The sequence below is a fragment of the Streptomyces sp. NPDC026394 genome, assembly GCF_055567735.1.
On the sequence record NZ_JBVHPX010000048.1, the window covers coordinates 1 to 19,263 of the forward strand.

Here is a 19,263-nt window from a genome sequence, read left to right on the forward strand (position 1 = left end):
GCCACCCGCTACGACAAGACCGCCGAGTCCTACCAGGCAGCCGTCACCCTCGCATCGCTCCTGATGTGGGCCTGACATTTGAAGACAACTCCTAGGAAGCCAGCTTCTCCAACACGCTGGCCGCAGAGCCAATCCCGATGAAGAGGTACACAGCACCGCCGCACCGTCACGAAATACACATACCCACTCCTGTTGTTCGCCGGAGAGGACACCGGACTACGGATCCGGAGATCGGGGTTCGAATCCTCGTAGGAGAACCGAAACCCGCATTCGGCCGCTGTCGCGCCGCTCACCGGCACTCCGGGGGTGGCTCGCAGTTCCGGGAACGCGACCGCCAGCCACGGGGCGTGGCCCAGCGGCGACGCGACGGTTTCCAAAACCGGAAACGCAGGTTCTCCCCGCCATCCTGCTCAACCCGGCACCAGATGTACGGCAATGCCGGCCACCCACCGAGCCCGGCTGCCCGTTGGCATCGCCTTTGTCTCGGCCACCTGCTGACCAAACCGTCCCTGAAGGAGGCAGCTCATCGCCGCGTACCCGCCCTCTCGAAGCAACAAGATGATGCACCCCGATGGCGCCGTCGAACGTGGTGAGGCCCACGACGAGCCTCGGACCGCCGACGAACGGCAAGCGTTCGCGAAGTACCGCGACTTGTCACCCCTGGAGATCATGCGTCGGCTGCGCGCCGCGGAATGGAACCTGGACGTCGTACGGAACGAACGCGACGCGTGGAAGGCGACGGCGCAGCGGGGCCGAACTGGCGACGGCAGAGCGCAAGCTGGCCGCCATCACACCGGAGGGGTGGAACCTGCCCAAGGTTGTCCAGGACCTGCTGACGCACGCCGAAGCGCGCGGGTGGCGCACGGCGCTGGCGTGGACGCCACGCGGCACGGACGAGATGCGGCTGAAAATCCAGATCGGGCGGGACACCACCCCCTCCGACGGTCCCACGCGGGGCTCCCAGCGGCGCTACGAGCTGACCTGGAGCTGTGTACCCGGTTCGGCACGCCGTGCAAGGGCCGGCCTCGCTCGCACACCCACCCACCCGCAGTGGCACGACGCCCCATCGGTGCGCAAGATCCGCGAAGTGATCCACACACATCCGTACCCGAAAGGCCCAGCGTGACTGCCGTCGTCGTCTCTACTCTCCTTGCCCTCGTCCTGGGGTAGTTGTCGGACGCCCCCGGCCCTGGGGGTGCTTCGGTCGAGGGCTACCGAGGACGGTAGTTGGCGGTACATGCGCGAATCGTCGCGGTCACCGGGGTTGTCGAGAAAGGTCGTGTTACTGAGCTCGATGGTTGTCACCGTGAGAGCGATAACTGTCGCCACGGCCCAGCCGGGCGCTGTCGCTGAGTCCGCAACGCGAGTCACCGCAGATCGGAGCAGTTGCGCTTGATCGACGCTGGTGACAACAAGCGTGCAAACGGCGAGGTGGCGCCAAGTGGCGCGCTCATCTGGTGACAACCGTGCTTAGGCGCGCGGATAGTGCCAGGTCGCGTCGAGGTGCCGGTGACAACCATCGGGATCTTGATTCCGGATACGCTCCCCTTAGCCGGAATCAGAACCGGTTCACTACGTCAACAACCGGCGCACGACGGAAAACCGCGTGTGCGACGAAGAGTCCGGGGGAGGCCCCGGGGCAGGGGGAGCGGGATGACCGGAGAGATTCCGGAAGGGACGGTGTCCGACGCGGCGTTCACCGCCGGGCGCGGGCTGCTGCGGGCCGAGGCCGAACGGCGCGGCGTGCCGGTGGCCGTCCTCGCCCGCGCCTCCCGCCGCCACCCCCTCCTCGCCTTCGACCCGCACCCCAGCGCCACCGTCCGGTGGCCGGAGCGCGGCGCGGCGGCCCGGGGAAGCAGGGGGCAGCGATGACGGAGCCGAGCCCGCCGCAGCGCGGCCCGGAGGGCGCGGCGGCGCAGCACGCCGCGCTGTTCAGCGACGCGGACGCGGCCAGGGACCGCCCCGCCCGGCCCGGCGGCGGCCCGCCGCCGGTGACCGTGGCCTGGCAGGCGCCCGGCGAGCCCGGGCAGCAGCCGTGAGCGCCCCCGCCCCGCTCCCGGAGCCGGCCGTCACGGTGACCGCTGCCGGCCACCCCCGGTACGCCCTGACCCTGCCGGTGCGCCTGACCGCCCGCTACGGGCTGACAAGCGACGGCACCCGCACCCGGCCGCGCCCCGCACCGCCCGGACGGACCCCGCGTCGACCTGCCGGTCGCGCTGGCACCCGCTGGTGTCCCTGGCCCCTCCAGTCCCGAGGAGATGTGATCGTGCTTGCGACCGCGGAACGCGTCCGCCCGGCCGGCGCCCTGGGCCCCGTGGAGATCGTCTGGCACCGGCCGGCCGATCCCGCCGGCTGCGACGGTGACTGCGACCACCACGCACTTGTCTGTGGGGAGCCGGGGATCGGCCTGCCCGGAGGGCTGCGCGAGGTACCCGCCGACCTGACCGAGCCCGGACAGCGCTGGTGCCCCGCCTGCCGGGCCGCCGACGGCGCCGCGGCGGCGACCGCACCACACGACAGCGCCGGGGGCCCGCATGACCCGAGCTGAAGACCGGCCCGGCCCGGTGGAGCGCCTGCGGTGCTGGTGGGCGCTGGGCTCCGCGCCCTGGCGCCACACCGCGCTCAGCGCGGCTGTGTTCACCCTAGCCGTGACCGCGTTGCTGCTGGTGCCCGCCGACGGGCCCGCCGCGCTGCGCCTGGCCGCCGCCGCGGTGGCCGGGCTCGCCTTCACCGTCGGCTCCGGCGTGGTGTCGGCGGCCCGGTTTAGGGGGGAGGCGCTGGTCTCGCCGCGCGCGTTCCGCCGCTGGCAGCGCCAGGTGCACGCCGCCGCCGGCCGCTCCGGCGACCCGGACGGGGGTGCCCGGTGAGCGCCGCCGACGCCCTGCCCTCCAGCGGGGACCGCGCGCACGACCGCCGGGTGCGGGCCCGGCTGGCCGAACTCGCCGCCGAACGCGGCCTGTCGCTCCCGCAGGTGCTGGCCCAGCTGAACGCGGAGCTCGCCGCCGGCCGGCCGCCCGCGCCGCAGCCGTCGGCCGCCGACAGCGCGGCGGCGGACACCAAGGGCCCCCGGGCCCGGGTGATCGCCCGGCGCCCCGCCGACGCCGAGTGGCAAGTGGTGACGACGTCCGAGACCTCCGCCGGGCCGCCCACCGTAAGGGCGCGGCCGTGCGGCGGGCCCGAGCCGTGCCCGTGGCGCCGCGACGCCCCGCCCGGCCAGTTCCCGGCCCAGGCGTACCGGCACTCGGCCGCGACCTCCCGGCCCGGCACCGACCGGCAGTTTGGCTGCCACGCCAGCCGCCCCGAACGGCCCCAGATGTGCGCCGGGTGGCTGCTGCGCGGCGCCCCGCACCACGCCGGCGTGCAGCGGCAGCTCGCCGACGGCACCCTGGCCCGCCCCGTCCTGCCGGCCGGGATGGCGCTGTACGACTCCTATGCCGCCATGGCCGTCGCCAACGGCGTCGCCCCCGACGACCCGGCCCTGACCGGCCCGTCCCCGGACCCGGACTGCGTACCGCTCTCCGGCGGCCAGCCGCAGGAGGACCCACGATGAGCACCAAGACCCGCCCCCGCCGCGCCGGGCCGCCGGCCGCCGCCCGGCCCGCCCCGGACACGCTGGCGTGGCCGCTGCCCGCTCCCCGCGACCCGGACCGCACCCGGGTCGCGGTGGCGGCGCTCAAGCGCCAGCCGCGGTTCGCCGCGTGTGCCCAACAGGTCGCCGGGCGCCTCGCCGCGCTGGACGGCACCGACCTGCTCGGCGGCCGGGCCCCGACGGAGATGACCGCGCAGGAGGTGCCCGCCGTGCTCGCGGCCGACGCCGATGTGCTCTTCGCCGCCGGGCACAGCTACGACTCCCGGCGGATCGACGGCTCTTCGCCGGACAGCTTCGTCGGCACCGAGCTGGCCTCCGTGGAAAGACCGCTGCGCGCGCCGGTGCTGGTCGCCTACACCTGCTCCGGCAGCAGCCGCCGCTTCCGCGTCGGCCTGGCCGCGCTGCGGCCCGCCGATCTGCCGCCGCTGGCCCTGCTGGCGTGCGACGGCAACGCCCCCTATACCCACGAGTCGCTGTTCGCCCCGCTGCTTGAGGCCCTGCTCACCGACGGGCAGGGCACCCGGCCGTGGCCCGAACGGCTGCGCGCAGCCCTCGCCGCCGCGCTGGCCAGCGACGACGTCCCCAACCGGCACTGGGACCGCTGGCACGTCTACACCGTGCCCGGCACCGCCCCCGCCCGCCCCCGCCCGCCCGCGCCCGACCCCGCACCAGGAGCCGTGACCATGCCGACCGACCTCGTGCCCGCCGCCGTCGGGTCCGCCCCGGCCGTCCGCCGCCGCGCCGAGCCGGACGTGCGCACCGCCACCGGCGCGCGGCTGACCGCCGCGGCCGCCCGCCGGCTGGCCGACTCGGTGCCGAAAAACTCCTACGACGCCCGGTCGTCGCGCTGGCGCAGCTTCACCCAGTGGTACGCCGTCTACGGCTGGGCCCTCGATGAGCCCAACGCGGTGGTGTCCTACCTCGCCGACCTGGCCGACCGCGGCCACCCGGCGAAGGTGCTGGAGTCCCACCTGGGCACCCTGCGCGCGCTGCGCGCCGTCAAGGAGACGCCGCTGAGCGACGCGGAGGTCAAGGCGGCCCTGGCCCTCGTGCGCCACCGCGCGGGGGAGGAGGCCGACGACCCGGACCTGGAGCCGGGCCCGCTGCAGGCCGACGCCGTCGACCTGGACGAACTGCGGGAGATGCTGCGCACCCTTAACCGCACCACCGTGCGCGGCACGCGGGACGCCGCGGTGCTGCTCGTCGACTTCTGGATGGCCGGGCGGGCCAGTGAGCCCGCCCGCCTCAACCTGCACGACGCGAAGATCACCACCGTCAAGGTCAAGGACACGGTCGGCAAGAAGATGCCGCGCCGGGCCCTGATCATCAAGATCCGCCGGTCCAAAGCCGACCAGCACGCCCGCGGCCAGGAGGTCCGCATCCTGGCCCGGGAAGATGACCAGGAGCTGTGCCCCGTCCACGCCCTGGAGCAGTGGCTGGCCGTGCTCGCCGACGACGGCCAGCTGACCTCCGGGCCGCTGCTGCGCCGCATCGACCGGCACGGCAACATCGGCGCCCGCGCGGCTGGCCGCCACACTCTCGGTCCCCGGCGCCGCGGCGGCATCACCGCTGACACCGTCAACGACATCATCAAGACCGCCGCCCGTGCCGCCGATCTCACCCCCACCCCCACCGCCGAGGAGCAGGCCGCCGCCGCCCGGGCCAGGCAGGAGGCGTACGCGGCCGCCGCGAAGGCGCCCACCGCCGAGGCGGCCAACGCCGTCCTCAAGACCTGGCGGGCCGGGGTGCGGGCCGCCCGGCGGGCGGTGCGCCGCATCACCGGACACTCCATGCGCCGCGGCTGGATCCAGGCGGCCCTGGCCGCCGGCGTCCCGGCCGAAGTGGTCGCCGCCCACCCCCGGCGCTCCCTGCGCAGCTCGGCCTTCGACGCTTACCGCAACAAAACCATCCCCTGGAGCCAGAACCCCACCCTGCTCCTGGGCCTGGCGGCCTGACCCGGGAGGCGGACGATGAGTGACACCTGCCTGACAGTGATCGCGACCGATCCGTACTGGCAGCCCAGCACGGAGGCGGCGGACCGGGCTGCGGCCGTGCTGGCCGGAGGCTGAGGTGCCCACCACACGAGCGCGCACCTGTATCAGGGCCTGTACGGCGGTGTGGGCCGCGGCCGGGGTCGCCGCGATGCTGATCGGCGTCCCCGCCACCGCCTGGCTGTCAGGTTCGTACTGGACAGGGCTCATGCTGGGCGAGGCGTACTTCCTGGCCCAGGTACTGCTCGCCGCCCAGGCGTTTCGCACGGCTGGGCGCAGCACCGCCCAGGCACTGCGCTGGGTGGCGGGGTCGCTGGCCTGGGCCGGTCTGCCACTGTGGCTCCTGGCCGCGCTGGCATGGCTCAATGCCGACACCAGTGACACGTGGGCGGATCTCGTGCCGACGACGACCGCGGCAGGCGTGACCTTCCTGCTCCTCACCGGCGCCGCATGGCCCACCGCACACAGGCTCCGAACACCGCACCGCAGCTGAGCACCGGCATGCGGACGCGTCGGCGGGAAGGCCATGGGCTTTCCCGCCGACACTTTGCTTGGTACCCCAGTTGCAGTTCCTCGTTTCTGCTGGTCAGAGCCGTGTTTTCGGCCCGGTACTCCCGAAGCTGCGGCCAGGTGCCAATTGGCACCTGGCCGCAGCTTCGGGAGTACCGGCCCCGATCCCCGTGGGTTCAGGGAAACCGAGGACTCTTCAGCTCGAACCCACGGGTCCAACGGTGTGCTTCAGGTCTGTGCATCCGTGGGTTCGGTGGGAACACGAGGGTGCAGAGCGAGCCGGAGGGCTTCGGCCGTGACATCGGCGTCGACCTGCGCCGGTGTTCTGTCGCTGTATTCGAGGGTGTCGTACTCGTCATCGAGTTCGGCGAGCCGTTCGGTCAGCGGCAGCTCGTGTCCGAAGCGCTGGTGGATCCGGAAGGCCAACTCTCGTGGGGTCAGCTCGCCGGCCACCATCCGGGCGGCAAGTGCTCGTGCGGCGGCTTCCTGGCCGCCAACGCTGCCGGACGGATAGAAAGCGAGGCCCAGTTCGTCGAGTGCTGGGGGAAGGAGCCCGGGGACGTCGTAATCCGCCTCCGCGCGTGTGCAAGCGGCAAGGATCCGCAGGGCGGGACCGTCGAGGCCGGCAACGAGTGCATCACAGGCAGCGTTGACGACGTCGGTGGCACGGCTCTCGCCGCTGCTGAAGAGAACGGCATGGTCCTTAAGCGCGCGGGCTGCTGATTCGGTCGACGGCATCTGTCCATGATCTCGTCACAAGGTGAACCAGGGCGAGCGCATTTCGTCACTGTGATGCCTGCTCGGCGGTCTCTCCCAGAAGTGCGCGCGCCGAGTCCGCGTAGCGAATGGCGGTCTTCTCGTCGATGCCGAAGACGAGGGCGAGGTGGCGTGGGTCGGCGCCATGGGCGAGGGCCTCTTCGAGCTGGCGGTCGACGCGGAGCCGTTCCCACGTGGTGAAGAAGCCGCCTACCGGCCCTGGAGTGTCAGACCTGGGAACTAGCATCCGGATGTGAACTCTGCACTTCTCCTGCCGCTCGATACCGTGCTCCCACCCGGCCGGTTGATCACAGCCGAGGAAGGCGATGGCGACGTACAGCCTCTGTGGCTGAGCGACGATGCGGCCCCCGCCGAGCTGTGGGTACGCCTCCGTGCCGAACACGCCGCCTCCGGCCTGTGGCCCCTCCTGCTGGACTCCCCGGACCCGGACGACGGCGAGTTCCGGCCCTGGGCATCGGGCGAGCTGTTCCCCGAGGACATGTCCTCACCGGACGCTCACGACCCCGCCGAGCTCCTCGCGACGTGGTGGAGCAGGCACACCGGCACCGACGGCCTCCTCACGCCGGACGACGACTCGGCGGCCACCGTTCCCTTCGGGCGGACCTGGCCGGGACCGGCGCCCAGCACCGGCTCCGTGGCGGACCCCGAGAAGAAGGCCGCCGAGTACGCGCACGCCTTCGCCGCCCGCCGGCCCAGGTCCCGCCTGGGTCTCGTCGCTGCCACCCGGGGCGCCGATGCCCTCGCAGCCGTCGGCTGGGAAGGGCCCGTCAACTACGACAACGACACCGCGAAGTTCTCCGCCGTCGTGCGTGACTGGGAACGGCGCTTCGGCGCACGCGTCGTCGCCCTCGGCTCCGCCACCCTCCACCTGAGCGTGGCCGCACCTCCGGCACGGAAAGAGGAGTTCCTGCTCGTCGCCGCGGAGCACTTCGCCTTCTGCCCCGACATCATCTGGCAGGGACTCCACCCCCACACCCTGGCCGCATACGCCCAACGCATCACCGGCGCACATCACTGGGAATTTTGGTGGGACTGACCGCCCGCGGAACTGCGGGGCCTCAGCTCCCGCCCAAGAAGTGACCGGGCCGCGAGTCCCAGCGTTGTCTATACATGCCACCCGACTCTTACGCCGCATCCCCCGCAGTTCAGCGGGCACTGGCCGCCCTGCAGGACGGGGCGGTCCGGGCCTGCGTCGAAGTGCCCCGAGATCGGAACGTTGGTCTGCGGCCGCCGGAGCGAACCTGCGGGCTCGACGGTGGCGGGAGGGGCGGGGCGGGGTGGTGGCCGGGCGCCGCGGACAGGTCGCCAGGATGTACCGATTGGCGTCAGGACGCCTTCCGGAAGTCGATGCCCAGCGCCGATTCCGCGGACACCGGTACGTGGATACCGTTCCGTGCCCCTCGGCCGTCGACCACCAGCTCGATGGTCGCGCGCTGCCCCGGCCCGGTACCGACCTCGACCTGGATTTCCTGTTCCGCAAGGGAGTTGGCCGGCTTCCGCAGCGTCCACGTACCCTCACCGCTGAAGGCGTGGGCGGGGTGGTAGCCGCTGTAGCCGCCAGGCACCTTCGTCGCGGTCGCGGACCCGTCCTCGCGCAAGGTCACCTGCGCGCCGCGCGGCCCGGTCCAGGTACCGACGACATCACCCGGCTCCGCCCTCCCCGGCCCCCACCCGACAAACACGGAGACATAGACCACGCCGGCCAGCATCAGCACGACGAGCGCCGCCGCAACCCCGATGGCCACCCGCGCCCCGAACTTCATCAGGCCGACGCCTCCCCGCAAGAAATCCCACGTCCCACCCTATCTGGCACATCGTACGCATACGGGAAATCGACCCATGGCCGCCCCTGCCGCCCTGCGGTGCTGCCGTCCGTGTCCCGGGCTCTCGCACACGCTGCGCCCCACGGCCCGACGTACGCGCAGGCCAGAGACCCTGGCGCCAGGACGCCGAGAACACTCTCGTGCGAGTCGGCATGACCGTCATGAGGGGTCAGCACCGCACGGAGGATGCCGGCAGGTGGCGCGCTGCCTCATCGAGTGCCGTCGCCCTGATCAGCCAGAGCGCGGCCGTACGGGCTCAGGCTGGGTGGTGGTCTCTTCAGTCATGAGCACCGGGCCCTGCTCCCGTCCGGGCGGCGAGCAGTCCTCCCGGACCGGCCGGCGGACCGGCTTACTGCGGTTCCGGCTTGGGGCCACTGCCATGGTGGCGCTTGTCGCGGGCGTAGAGGACCGCCGCCTTGCCGTCACCGGGGGCACGGCGGTCCATGTCGAACAAAGTGGTGGCGGCGATGAGGTCGCTGAGCTTGGTGTAGCCGTAGGTGCGGGAGTCGAAGTCGGGGCGCTGTTTGGTGATGATGTTGCCGACGTTGGCGAGGCGGGCCCAGCCGTCGTCGTCGGAGGCCGCCTCCACGGCGTGGCGAAGCAGATTGACCAGAGCGGTGTCGCTCCTCAGCGTGGCCTCCGTGGTCCGCGAAGCGGGCCTGGCCCCGGCGGGGGCGGCGGCAGCGCTCTTGAGGTTCTCGACGTAGAGGAACTTGTCGCACGCTGCGACGAACGGCTTGGGGGTCTTGCGTTCGCCGAAGCCGTACACGGTCAGCCCGGACTCGCGCAGACGGGCCGCCAGGCGGGTGAAGTCGCTGTCGCTGGAGACGAGGCAGAACCCGTCGAAGCGCCCCGTGTACAGCAGGTCCATCGCATCGATGACCATGGCGGCGTCGGTGGCGTTCTTGCCGCTGGTGTAGGCGAACTGCTGGACGGGCTGGATGGACTGGGCGAGCAGCTGGTTCTTCCAGCCCTTGAGCCGTGTGCCGGTCCAGTCGCCGTACGCGCGTTTGACGTGGGCGGTCCCGTACTTGGCGACCTCCGCCAGCAGCTCTTCCAGGGCTGCTGGCTTGGCGTTGTCGGCGTCGATGAGGACCGCCAGTTTCACCGTGCTCTCTCCGGCTCTCTCCACGCCAGCCGATCGTAGTACCGGCCCCCTCGCCATACCTACGGCATGGAAACACGCCACCGTGGAGGCAGGACCGGACGGCCTCAACGGCCTCGGGGAGGCCGGCGCCCTGCGCCCGCTGCGCGACCCGGACGCGCCGGAGCTGGACGAGGAGGACGACGGCGATCCGGAGTGAGTCAGTGGCCGACCAGAGCGCTGATCAGCGTGCGTGCCTTCGCCTTGGTCAGCCGCTTCGCCGCGGTTGAGCACCGCTGCCGGGGCGCCCGCGGTTCGATGTCACTGCCCTTGGTCACCTTGGCGAACTCGGCGTCGAACCGCTCCTTGCCGACCTTCTCGGCGAGCGTGGTCAGGTACTTCACCTGCGCGTCCGTAGCGGGCTCCGACTTCGCCTTCTGAGCACGCTCGCGCCGCGGCCCGTAGACCCGCTCGTGCTCCGCCTTGCGGGCCGCCTCGGCCTCCGGGCTGCGGCAGGTGATGCGCACCTGCTCGTGCCAGGACTGGGTCCCTGGCTTGCCGGTCACCGCCTCCCACAACGCATTCGCGGTCAGCGCCTCCTCGTCGACGCCCCCGGTCAGACCAGGGCCGACGAGCCCGTAGTAGCCGGACCTGCCCCGGGGGATCACCGTTGTCCGGTCTCGCCGGAGGTGGGCCGGTCTCAGCCGGCCCGGACCATCTGCCCCTGGTGGCCCAGGTCGGCCGGGACGCCGCAGGTCATCGACCCTGCGCCGGCCTCAGAGTTCGCGGCAGTGGTTCAGGTTAAGCGAGACGTTCCGTACGGCGGCGTCTCACTCAACCTGAACCGTCGCAGGTCAGGCCGTGATCATGGGGCATCTTGAATGAGACGGGACACATTCAGATCACTGCACCCTCGCCGATCTTCAATGCGTCGGGCGTCGGGTGCCCCGGTCAAAGCAGTGGCCGCGGTAGGTCCGGGCGAGGCTTGCGACCAGGATACTTGCCATGACGGCAAGTGTTCTGCGATTCTTTCCATCATGGAAACCAACTCGGGCAATCCCGGTCGGATGACGCCGGATTCGGCCCGCTCCGCCCTGGACTCCGTCGCCGCCTCCCGGGCCCATGCGGCCACCCACATCGCGGCCCCGTGGTGGTACCACTTGGGCCTGGGCGCCGCGGTGGCGCTCGTCTTCTTCTCCATGAGCCTGCGGGAGGCCTCCTGGGCGGTCTCCGTGTTCGTCGTCGTGGTGCTCGGCCTCGACTACGCGGTCCGGCGTGCGACCGGCGTCTCCTACCAGCGGTTCACCGCCACGCTCGGCGCCATGAGGATCTTCGGCGGGTGGATGCTCGCCTTCGTCCTGCTGGCCGCCGTCGGCATGTACCTGGAGTGGGGTGCCGGTGTGCAGTGGGCCATCGCCGTGACCGGCGGTGTCATCGGCGTGCTCACCGCGGCCGTGGGGTTCCGCGTTGACGCGGTCGCTGGACGCGACATCCGGGCCGGACGATGACCGGCGCGGCCTTCGACGAGGTGATCCACGCACCGAACCGGCTGCAGATCTGCAGCATGCTCGCCGCCGTCGACGCCATGGAGTTCTCCGTCGTCCGCGAGGCGCTGGGGGTCAGCGACTCGGTGCTGAGCAAGCACGTCAAGGTCCTCCAGGAGGCGCAGTACGCCTCGGTCACGAAGGTCCGCCGGCGCGCCTGGCTCGCGCTCACCCCGACCGGCCGGAAGGCCCTTGCCGGACACATCGCCGAGCTCCGCCGCATCGTCAAGCAGGCGGAAGCCGACCGCTGATCCGCGCCTGTACAGAACAACTCTCGGCATACGCCGGAGACGGGCACCTTGTCCCGGTAACGTCGCCGGCACGGTGACCACGGCGGCCTGGCCCGCAAGCTCATCACCGCACCCGTCGGCCCCTGACCCTGCCTGCGGACGCACCCGGCCGGTCACCCGTGGCGGGCGCGGCATTCCCGCAGCGCGGTGCGCGCCTGCGTGACGCCGAGCAGGAGACCGAAATCGTGGAGTGCGATGTGCTGAGCTTGTTCCTTAAGGTGCGAGCCCGCGGAAAAACGTTAGGACAAGCTCAGGCGAAGTCGGAGTACGCGAGGTGCACCGAGCAGCTACGGCAGCGGAAGAGGTAGGCGGTGGCCCAGCCGTCCTTGTCCAGAGCGGTGAGGTAGCGCTCGACATCGTCGGCGCTGCCGCCCCAGCCGGCCGTCTCCTGGCGCAGGGCCTCGACGGCGTCGGGGTAGCCGGCCAGTTCCCGGGCGCCGACCGGCCCCAGGAAGGCGGCGCCGTCGCCGCAGTGGACCAACCAGTCACCGTCGCCCTGCCAGGTGCTGTAGCCCGGGGTCCGCGTCGAGAGTGCCTCCCAGGTGGCGTCCGGTATGTCGTCGCTGGGCCCGCCGGTGAATTGTGCGTCGTATTGCCGGGCGGCGCTGCCGTCGGCGATGCACCACGGGCACACCCCGTCGTCGACATCCGCCGCGGTGTAGATCGGACCGGTGTAGAGATAGCCCCGGTCCCGGTTGCATCTGATGCACACGGCGTCGGAAGCGATAACCGACCCGGTGGCCAGCGGATCAGGGTGGTACGGAAAGTCCGGAAGCTGTTCTGTCACGAAAGGCCATGTTATGTGCATGTCGCCAGCTCGTCGCCTCCCGGGCGGTCCCCATGGCCGATCACCGGCCACTCTTCACGGCCGGCCTTCTCCGTGGGCGACGTCGATGTGCGTCAGGGCGATGTGAGCACCGTGGTCCTTGACCATGACGACGGGCCTGCCGTGGCCCGGGGTCCATGCCGTGGTGCGGGTGCGGGTCACGATCCGCTCGCAGGCGAGGCCGGTCAGTTCCTCCTGGGGGCGGATGCCGGGGTAGGCGATGATGGGGGTGCCCACGGCGTACAGGGCGTTGAACTCATCAGCAGTCATGAGGTGGGGCTTCCTTGTTCTCGCAGGGTGGGGGCAGGATACGCAGGCGAACGCCGTACCGGCCGCCTCGGCGCAATGGTCCTTGCAGCGGTAGACGGCCCGGGGCATCGCGGTGCGGCCGGCCGCACCCCCTGCTGCTTGATCAGGCGCATGCCGCGGCGGCCGCCGGCACCCGGCGCTTCGTCATCGCCTCCGCCGACGCCGCCTTCGCTGCCCTGGCCCCACTCGGACGCGTGGAGATTCTGGTCTGGGAGGGCAGCCCGTCGCCAAGGCTTTGTCCAAAGCCGGCGTCGTACGACGTCCGGCACCTCTCCGTGCCATCGGAATTCACACTCCGGCACGAGCACCACACCGGCACCGAACGCGACTGCGGCGGACACGGCCGCCGCAGTCGGCCGCCCCCTCCCAGCAGCCGGTGCGCATCCCCGTTGTCCGCTGGGCAACGGCCACAGCCGCGGCGCTGTTCTGCGGCGGTTTCGTCTTCGGGGCCGGTACCCCTCTGGGCAGCCGCTTGACGCATGCCGCCGTGGACGCGCCGCTAGGCAGACGCAGCAGTGATCACTGACCCCTCGGTGACGCCGTCGGCCAGCCCACTGCGGGCCGGCTGCCGGGACCGCTCACCGGTGACAAGAAGGTGATCAGCTCTACAGCAGTGCGCCCAGCGGCCAGACGCGTTCAGCGAGCCGTCCGCGCAGCCGGTTCGCGGTGGTGTCGGCCTCGCTGAGCCAGTCCGCGGCAACCAGCAGCCCGGCGTGCTCGGCGGCCTGGCCGGGGGACAGGGCGCAGAAAGCGGCGGTCTGCTCCAGGTCCAGGCCGTCGTCCCCGGCGGTTCCGAGGCGGCCGTCGGGGCGGGTGTGGGCGGCGGTGTACAGGGCCAGGAGGCGGGTCGGGGCGCCCAGCTTCTTCTTGCGGATCTTCCGGTCGCCCAGCGCCTTCTGGGCCCAGCCGGAGATCCGGGAGCGGGTGGTCTTGCCGAAGGCGAACGGGCGGGGCTGTTCGGGCAGCAGCGCGGGAACGGTGAAGGCAGTGGCATCCTCGGGCCGGGAAGCCAGGGCCTCGGCCACAGTGCCCGGCAGGCACAGCCAGCCGGCGTCGACCAGCTGCTGCAGCACCGGTTCGGCGTCGTCGTTCAGCCAGCCGCTCAGGTCCTGGCCGGTGACGTTGCCGATGCCGTCCCGCGCGGCCCGCAGGGCGAGCATGAGCACCGCCAGGCGCACCTCGGCCTGCGGGAACGGGGCGTGGACGGCGGCGTAGTCCAGCGCAGTCCGGGCGTGCGCGGCCTGCGTGCGGGTCAGCAGCCGCTCCACCACCGGACCGCCGCCTGCCGTGCCGCCGCCGCGGTTCTGGTGCATCTCGCGGGTGGTCTGCGCGGCTTTCTCGGCGCGCTGGGCCTCGTGGCACAGGGAACGGTCGCCGCTGACGTCGGCCCACAGTTTGAAGGCGCGGGCCTTGCGTTCGTGGAGTTCGGCCAGGAGCGCGAGGTCGGGCTCGGCGCGCTGCTGGTAGGCACGGAAGGCGTCCCCGAGCTCGATGAGCTCGGTGCGCAGGACATCGGGCTCCAGGTTGTGCGGCACGGTCCGCTGCGCGATCTTCCCCCACCGTTTCGCTGTCCGGGGTGCTGTTTCCGGTGCGGCGGCGCGGGCCGGGGGGGGGGGCCATCGTCGGCCCGGTGGCGGCCGGGGAGCACGGAGTCGCTGTGGGGGAGTGGCTGTGGTCGGAGAAGACCGCTGCCACGCTGTCTGCTGCCGTGTTACTGGTCGGCTCCTGCTGCTGCGCCGTCGGCTGAACCACGATCCGGTGCGTCCCCGCCGAGGCGGTGTGAGCCGGGGGTGGGGCGGTATCCAGGACGCGGCAGCCGGGGGTGGCGGCCGCGCAGCGCGCGCAGGTCTCGGCGATCCGCCACAGCCGCCCGGCTCGGTCGGCATACACCGTCAGGACCGCTGGCCCGCCGCACCGCACCGCCTGCGCCGGCGGCCGTGGTCCGATGCGGCGGCCGGCGCCGGGGTCGGGGGCGTGCCAGGCGCAGTCGGCGGCGCGGCAGGCGCACCACACCTCACCGCGCGGCCCGCCGCCCGCCCGGATGTGGGCGAGGTGCGTGTTGACGTGTGCGACTGCGGCCTTGCGCCCGGCCGCCGCACCCTGGGGAAAGCGCTGCTCGGGGCAGGCCGGGCGGGAGCAGGAGAGCCGCACCGCGCCGGCGGAAGGACGGCCGTAAGGGGCCAGGCGCACGGTCCACACCCGTCCCGTGACCTGCTCTTCGTGCCGGGTGCCAGCCTCCGCCACCATGTGCGTACTCCCAGTCGGTTTCTTGATCCGCCCCCGTTGACTGCCCCATCTTCGGGGACAACGGCCACCGCCCGCGGGAGAACGGCACGTCCCGGCCGAGTGTTGCCTGGACTGGAGCACCGGCCGCCGCGGCGTCGCCTGATACAAATGCAGGCATAATGGTTAAAGTTGGCGGTCGGTCGGGGGTTCGGTCACCGTAGCGCGCGCCGACGGGGGCGGTCTGGAACCGGGCCGGGTCCGTCACTTCCTGTCCCGGCCCGGAGTGTGGGGTCAGCGGCGGTCGCTGAGGAAGCCGCGGGCGCGTTCGTCGAGTTCGGCGGCGCATCGCAGTCCGCGGGTGCGGAAGCGGGACAGATCGCGGCGCATGTTGCCCACGGCCTTGCGGGTCCGCTTCGACTGCACGCCGTCCATGTGGTCGATCGCCCGGCCCCAGGTGGCGCACGCCTCCTCGACGCTCCCCTCGGCGGCCTGCATCTCGGCCTGCGCGACCAGGTCCAGGGCGACGATCCGCGCGTAGGTGCCCGGCGGCCGGCTCGTCGCCGCCGCCCCGTACATTGCCGCGGCCCGGCGCCGTTCGCCGAGCGTCGCGAAGACTTTCGCCGTCCGGCTGTGAACGGTGGCTGCCGGTGGTCCCCACGACAGCGCCCAGAACGGCACGTCGTCACCCTTCGCCAAGCTCAGGGCGGTGCGGGCCCGCTCGACCTCCCGTAAGGCCTCGGGCCGGTGGCCCGCCTTGGCGAGGGCGTGTGCGTGGGTGACGGTGAACAGTGCCTCGGTCTGGGTGTCGACCCGCCCGTGGACCTTGTCGACGGCGGAGGCGGCCAGGGCCAGGCAACCAGCTCGCCGCCGCCCTCGACACCGCCGCCGGCCAGCTGAACGACTCACCCGCACGCCTCGCCGCGTGGTCGGACCGCCAAGACCTGGCCCGCCTCGGCGCCGACACCACCGGCTGGCGGCAACTGGCCGCCGAGCAGTACGGCGTCGACCTGGTCGCCCCCTACCTGGACAACGAGGTCATCCGGGCCTGCCTGGCCGTCCCCGCCGACCAGCGCGGCGCCCCCGGCCGCTACAAACCGCTGCTGACCACGGCGTTCACCGGGGCCAAAGTGCTGCCCGACTTCGTGCTCGCCCGCACGACGAAGGGCGGCTTCAACGCCCTCGCGTACGCGGGCCTGCGGGAGAACGCCCCCGTCCTGCTCGATCTCCTCGGGCCGTCCTCACGGCTGGCCGCCGCCGGGCTGGCCACCGAGCAGCCGGTAGCGCGGATGCTCACACGGGCCGCCGCAGGACAGCCCACCGCCCAGGGCGCCCTGCACCTCGCGGTCGCCGCCGAGGTCTGGCTGCGCCAGCTCGACACCACCGCCCCCACCTGGTGGGAGGTGAACTCCCGTGTGGCAGCTGGCTGAGAGCGCCCACCCGGTTCTCACCGACGAGGGCGGCGCGATCCTGGACGAGCGCACCGGCCGCTGGACGCACCTGACCCCGACCGCGTCCGCCGCCCTCATGCTCCTGCTCGCGGGCACCACCGAGGAGGAGGCCGCCGGACAGTACGCGCAGCGGTACGGCATCGACGCCGGACAGGCCGGGGCCGACGTCCGTACGGTCGCTGACGCGCTGACCGCGCAGGGCCTCGCCACGGCGGAACCGGTGAGCCGTCGACGCTGGTGGGGGTGGTGGCGGTGACGAGTATGGAGGCGTACTCCACCGTCCGCACCGGGACCTTCCCCGAACGGACGGCCGCCGCTGCCGGCCTCGCCCTGGCCCTGGTGCTGCTGCGGCTGCCCTTCCGCCACACCGTCCGTACCGTGCGCTGGGCACGGCGGGCGGGCCGCCGGCCGCTCACCCCACAGCGGGCCGAGGTACTGGTCGAAGCGGTCCGGCACACCGGCCACCTGTGGCCCGGCCGCGCCGCCTGCATGGAGACCTCCCTCGGCGCGGTGCTGGCCGCCGCCCTCATGGGGCGCCGCCTGGACTGGTGCCTGGGAGCGCGGTTCGCCCCGCCGCCGGTCGAGTACCACGCCTGGGCCGAACTGCCCGGCCACGGCCCGGCCGGCGAATACACCGAAGCCGGCTGGCACCACCACACCGCACTGACGATCTGACCGCCCCGCCGGGCGCCGTGTCCTTCACCCGCCCGGAGCGGTTGACCGAATGCACGTACCCCTCCAAGGAGTGAGCCGATGTCCGCCGTCGCCCTGGCCGCCGAGACCGTCCCCGAGCGCCACTACACCCACCACGAAGGCCGCGGCGCTACCCCGCACCGCTCGAACCCGGCCGTCATCCACCGCGAACTGACCACGCTGGACGCCCGGACGGGCATGAACGTGGTGGAGTTCGGCACCGGCTCCGGCTACTCCGGCGCCCTGCTCGCCGAGCTCGTCGGCCCCACGGGCCAGGTGACCAGCCTCGATATCGACACCTACCTGACCCGCTGGGCGGGCCTCATCCACCACCAGCGCGGCGTGGACCATGTCCGCTGCCACGCCGCCGACGGCACCGGCGGCTTCCCCGAGCGGGCCCCGTACGACCGGATGGTGGCCTGGTGCACCCCGCCGCTGCTGCCCAAGGCGTGGGTGGACCAGGTCGTCGACGGCGGTCTCATCGTCGCTCCGCTGCCGATCGCGGCCGTGCCCGACATGACCGTCGTCGCCAAGATCCGCGTAACCGGCGGCGAGCCGGTGGTCGAGGAGGTGTTCACCGGCGGGTACATCGAGGCCACCAGCTCGCCCAAGACCGATCTCGACCTGCCCGGCCGGTGGGTGGACTGGGAGAACCGCGTCCCCGCCCCCTCCTGGATCTCCATCGCCTGGCGCGGCGAGGACGACCACCTGCACACCGGCGCCCGCACCACGCTGGAGCGGCTGCTGAAGGACGCGCACACCGAGCCGTACGCGGGCGCGGAGATCGACCTGCCGTCCTGGCGGACCTTCGCCGCCACCCGCGGCGACCACCGGCTCACCATGGCCGGGCTGAACCCGGACCTGTGGGCGATCGGCCACACCACCACCACGACGGCCGCCGTCCTCCAGCAGGACGGCACGATCCTCGCCGACGCCCCTGACTCCCCGTCCCTGACCGTCCTGCGCGGCTGGCTGAGGCAGTGGGAAGAGGCCGGCCGCCCCGCGCCCGCCACCTACAGCCCCGCCCTGACCCGCACCGGAGAGGGCTGGGACCTGCGGCTCTCCCGGTAGCCCTGCCGCTGCCGCACGTTGCCCGGGACGCTGAAGCGACCCGGGCAACGTCGTCTCTGGGGCGTGAGCAGCGCCTGTCGATCACGAGGGCTGACATGGCTCTCAGGCCCGGCCTTGCGCGCACTTATTCCGGATCGCCTTGACCGCCGTCAAGGCCGCCTCATGCGATGAGGCCCGAGCCGCCCGGGTGTCGGTGGACAGCAGCGTGAGGACACCGCCGAACGTGGACCCGGCGATGATCAGCAGCAGACCGGGGCCGTGCGAGCCGGCGTGATGCCCGGCGTACGCAGCCCACGGCAGGCCGACCGCCAGGCACGCGGCCATGAGCACGGCGAGGAACTGCCAGCAGGTCAGGACGCCGAAAAACCCGTCCAGCTCACTCATCCCGTTCGCACGGACAGCTCGGCCCTTGATCTTGGCCCTGTACTCCCGAAGCACCCAACGATGAGGGCCGCTCGGAGATCAGCTGGCAAAGGGCCCGGCGGCGGCAGCATCGGCCGGACGTCGTCGCGCCGCCGGGCGAATCCACTTTACGCGGGACGGGGCTCGCCTGCTGAGGCAGGATGGTGGGCCGCCGATGCTGCGTTCTACGCTGTCTCCGCAGGTGATCGCCGGTCCTCCGGCAGTGCGGCGCGCAGGGCCTGCGCGGCGACGAGGTCGCCGACCACCGCAAGGAGCTTCCATCCGTCACCGCTCCAGCGCATGGCGGCCCGCGGCCGGTGCGGGTCGACGTGCGCGGCCCGCGGGCGGGCCTGGCGCCAGCGGTCCGCACCGCCGTCCCGGTGATCTCTTTGTGCAGGTCAGGCCATTTGTCGCTAGTGCAAGTAAGACGTGCCTGGACCTCTCGTCTACCTCAAGCCAGGGCTGAGGGGTGCAGTGTGCGGGTACCGTCATCGTCATGTTCAGTAAGGGAGGGGCCGACGATGATCCACGCCGTGGGCAGGTGGATCGCGCGCCGCCGGGGCCGGCCGCGTCGCCTTCTCCGAACTAGAGGTTGTCCCGTAAATGATCTGAGGCATGCAGGCTGACCTGCTTGTTTGCCTGTCATCCGGTGAGGGTGAGGTTGTGCAGGCGGGCGATGC

24 protein-coding genes, 1 tRNA gene and 1 pseudogene are annotated in these 19,263 nt (G+C 72.3%); 15 read left to right on the forward strand and 11 right to left on the reverse strand.

All coding sequences use genetic code 11. The features are described 5' to 3' along the window. Window positions 1-185 precede the first annotated feature (185 nt). The 8 genes from ACZ4QV_RS41600 (at window position 186) to ACZ4QV_RS41635 (ending at window position 6,073) form a co-directional block, all read left to right on the forward strand. Window positions 186-257 (forward strand) — tRNA-Arg (locus ACZ4QV_RS41600). A gap of 1,396 nt (window positions 258-1,653) precedes the next feature. After that, a complete protein-coding gene (locus tag ACZ4QV_RS41605; protein WP_467764474.1) occupies window positions 1,654-1,872 on the forward strand; it encodes a hypothetical protein in 219 nt (72 codons plus the stop codon). Continuing rightward, window positions 1,869-2,039 carry a hypothetical protein gene (locus ACZ4QV_RS41610; RefSeq protein ID WP_467764475.1) on the forward strand — a complete coding sequence of 57 codons (171 nt, stop codon included), beginning with the start codon at window positions 1,869-1,871 and terminating at the stop codon, window positions 2,037-2,039. Before ACZ4QV_RS41605 ends, ACZ4QV_RS41610 begins: the two co-directional genes overlap by 4 nt. A 227-nt stretch (window positions 2,040-2,266) precedes the next feature. Beyond that, window positions 2,267-2,548 carry a hypothetical protein gene (locus ACZ4QV_RS41615; RefSeq protein ID WP_467764476.1) on the forward strand — a complete coding sequence of 94 codons (282 nt, stop codon included), beginning with the start codon at window positions 2,267-2,269 and terminating at the stop codon, window positions 2,546-2,548. Next, complete coding sequence (locus ACZ4QV_RS41620; RefSeq protein WP_467764477.1) at window positions 2,535-2,867, forward strand: hypothetical protein; 333 nt, start codon at window positions 2,535-2,537, stop codon at window positions 2,865-2,867. Before ACZ4QV_RS41615 ends, ACZ4QV_RS41620 begins: the two co-directional genes overlap by 14 nt. Then, window positions 2,864-3,550, forward strand: coding sequence for a DUF6283 family protein (locus ACZ4QV_RS41625; RefSeq protein WP_467764478.1), 687 nt, complete (start codon window positions 2,864-2,866; stop codon window positions 3,548-3,550). Before ACZ4QV_RS41620 ends, ACZ4QV_RS41625 begins: the two co-directional genes overlap by 4 nt. After that, window positions 3,547-5,544, forward strand: coding sequence for a site-specific integrase (locus ACZ4QV_RS41630; protein WP_467764479.1), 1,998 nt, complete (start codon window positions 3,547-3,549; stop codon window positions 5,542-5,544). The genes ACZ4QV_RS41625 and ACZ4QV_RS41630 overlap by 4 nt, the downstream gene beginning before the upstream one ends. 115 nt (window positions 5,545-5,659) lie before the next feature. Beyond that, the gene (locus ACZ4QV_RS41635; protein WP_467764480.1) at window positions 5,660-6,073 is read left to right on the forward strand and encodes a hypothetical protein; all 414 of its coding nucleotides are present in this window, start codon (window positions 5,660-5,662) and stop codon (window positions 6,071-6,073) included. Between the two features lie 245 nt (window positions 6,074-6,318). On the opposite strand, the gene ACZ4QV_RS41640 is transcribed toward ACZ4QV_RS41635, so the two are convergent. Together ACZ4QV_RS41640 and ACZ4QV_RS41645 are read right to left on the reverse strand one after the other, a co-directional pair. Next, window positions 6,319-6,828: a hypothetical protein gene (locus ACZ4QV_RS41640; protein WP_467764481.1), complete on the reverse strand. Its 510-nt coding sequence runs from the start codon at window positions 6,826-6,828 to the stop codon at window positions 6,319-6,321. A gap of 46 nt (window positions 6,829-6,874) precedes the next feature. Then, a complete protein-coding gene (locus tag ACZ4QV_RS41645; RefSeq protein ID WP_467764482.1) occupies window positions 6,875-7,093 on the reverse strand; it encodes a hypothetical protein in 219 nt (72 codons plus the stop codon). A gap of 6 nt (window positions 7,094-7,099) precedes the next feature. On the opposite strand from ACZ4QV_RS41645, the gene ACZ4QV_RS41650 reads away from it, so the two are divergent. Then, window positions 7,100-7,903, forward strand: coding sequence for a DUF4253 domain-containing protein (locus tag ACZ4QV_RS41650; protein ID WP_467764483.1), 804 nt, complete (start codon window positions 7,100-7,102; stop codon window positions 7,901-7,903). A 289-nt stretch (window positions 7,904-8,192) separates the two neighbouring features. On the opposite strand, the gene ACZ4QV_RS41655 is transcribed toward ACZ4QV_RS41650, so the two are convergent. The 3 genes from ACZ4QV_RS41655 to ACZ4QV_RS41665 form a co-directional block, all read right to left on the reverse strand. After that, window positions 8,193-8,630, reverse strand: coding sequence for a hypothetical protein (locus ACZ4QV_RS41655; RefSeq protein ID WP_467764484.1), 438 nt, complete (start codon window positions 8,628-8,630; stop codon window positions 8,193-8,195). A 409-nt stretch (window positions 8,631-9,039) separates the two neighbouring features. Next, complete coding sequence (locus tag ACZ4QV_RS41660; protein WP_467764485.1) at window positions 9,040-9,822, reverse strand: NYN domain-containing protein; 783 nt, start codon at window positions 9,820-9,822, stop codon at window positions 9,040-9,042. 173 nt (window positions 9,823-9,995) lie between these two features. Continuing rightward, window positions 9,996-10,442: a hypothetical protein gene (locus ACZ4QV_RS41665; RefSeq protein ID WP_467764486.1), complete on the reverse strand. Its 447-nt coding sequence runs from the start codon at window positions 10,440-10,442 to the stop codon at window positions 9,996-9,998. A gap of 369 nt (window positions 10,443-10,811) precedes the next feature. On the opposite strand from ACZ4QV_RS41665, the gene ACZ4QV_RS41670 reads away from it, so the two are divergent. Together ACZ4QV_RS41670 and ACZ4QV_RS41675 are read left to right on the forward strand one after the other, a co-directional pair. Further along, a complete protein-coding gene (locus ACZ4QV_RS41670) occupies window positions 10,812-11,282 on the forward strand; it encodes a hypothetical protein (protein ID WP_467764487.1) in 471 nt (156 codons plus the stop codon). Next, a complete protein-coding gene (locus ACZ4QV_RS41675) occupies window positions 11,279-11,569 on the forward strand; it encodes a transcriptional regulator (protein WP_374086080.1) in 291 nt (96 codons plus the stop codon). The genes ACZ4QV_RS41670 and ACZ4QV_RS41675 overlap by 4 nt, the downstream gene beginning before the upstream one ends. A gap of 289 nt (window positions 11,570-11,858) precedes the next feature. On the opposite strand, the gene ACZ4QV_RS41680 is transcribed toward ACZ4QV_RS41675, so the two are convergent. The 4 genes from ACZ4QV_RS41680 to ACZ4QV_RS41695 form a co-directional block, all read right to left on the reverse strand. Then, on the reverse strand, window positions 11,859-12,395 hold the full coding sequence (locus ACZ4QV_RS41680; RefSeq protein WP_361160806.1) for a CbrC family protein: 537 nt from the start codon (window positions 12,393-12,395) through the stop codon (window positions 11,859-11,861). Between the two features lie 75 nt (window positions 12,396-12,470). Further along, a complete protein-coding gene (locus tag ACZ4QV_RS41685; RefSeq protein ID WP_467764488.1) occupies window positions 12,471-12,704 on the reverse strand; it encodes a hypothetical protein in 234 nt (77 codons plus the stop codon). A gap of 644 nt (window positions 12,705-13,348) precedes the next feature. After that, complete coding sequence (locus ACZ4QV_RS41690; RefSeq protein WP_467764489.1) at window positions 13,349-14,278, reverse strand: hypothetical protein; 930 nt, start codon at window positions 14,276-14,278, stop codon at window positions 13,349-13,351. A 982-nt stretch (window positions 14,279-15,260) separates the two neighbouring features. Further along, on the reverse strand, window positions 15,261-15,665 hold the full coding sequence (locus ACZ4QV_RS41695; protein WP_467764490.1) for a hypothetical protein: 405 nt from the start codon (window positions 15,663-15,665) through the stop codon (window positions 15,261-15,263). Window positions 15,666-15,757: 92 nt separating this feature from the next. Here ACZ4QV_RS41695 and ACZ4QV_RS41700 point away from each other — a divergent pair, with 92 nt between their 5' ends. The 4 genes from ACZ4QV_RS41700 to ACZ4QV_RS41715 all read left to right on the forward strand — a co-directional run bounded on the left by ACZ4QV_RS41700 (window position 15,758) and on the right by ACZ4QV_RS41715 (window position 18,181). Further along, window positions 15,758-16,396, forward strand: a complete 639-nt coding sequence (locus ACZ4QV_RS41700; RefSeq protein ID WP_467764491.1) for an asparagine synthase-related protein — start codon at window positions 15,758-15,760, stop codon at window positions 16,394-16,396. Continuing rightward, a complete protein-coding gene (locus ACZ4QV_RS41705) occupies window positions 16,380-16,673 on the forward strand; it encodes a PqqD family peptide modification chaperone (RefSeq protein WP_359340340.1) in 294 nt (97 codons plus the stop codon). The genes ACZ4QV_RS41700 and ACZ4QV_RS41705 overlap by 17 nt, the downstream gene beginning before the upstream one ends. After that, window positions 16,664-17,092 carry a lasso peptide biosynthesis B2 protein gene (locus ACZ4QV_RS41710; RefSeq protein WP_467764492.1) on the forward strand — a complete coding sequence of 143 codons (429 nt, stop codon included), beginning with the start codon at window positions 16,664-16,666 and terminating at the stop codon, window positions 17,090-17,092. Before ACZ4QV_RS41705 ends, ACZ4QV_RS41710 begins: the two co-directional genes overlap by 10 nt. A gap of 78 nt (window positions 17,093-17,170) precedes the next feature. Further along, a complete protein-coding gene (locus ACZ4QV_RS41715) occupies window positions 17,171-18,181 on the forward strand; it encodes a protein-L-isoaspartate O-methyltransferase family protein (RefSeq protein ID WP_467764493.1) in 1,011 nt (336 codons plus the stop codon). Between the two features lie 102 nt (window positions 18,182-18,283). Here the strand turns inward: ACZ4QV_RS41715 and ACZ4QV_RS41720 are convergent, their stop codons facing one another. Beyond that, window positions 18,284-18,565 carry a hypothetical protein gene (locus tag ACZ4QV_RS41720; protein ID WP_467764494.1) on the reverse strand — a complete coding sequence of 94 codons (282 nt, stop codon included), beginning with the start codon at window positions 18,563-18,565 and terminating at the stop codon, window positions 18,284-18,286. 203 nt (window positions 18,566-18,768) lie between these two features. Continuing rightward, window positions 18,769-18,918 (reverse strand): annotated as a pseudogene (locus ACZ4QV_RS41725) (DUF6087 family protein); the annotation flags it as partial. Window positions 18,919-19,263: the final 345 nt, after the last annotated feature.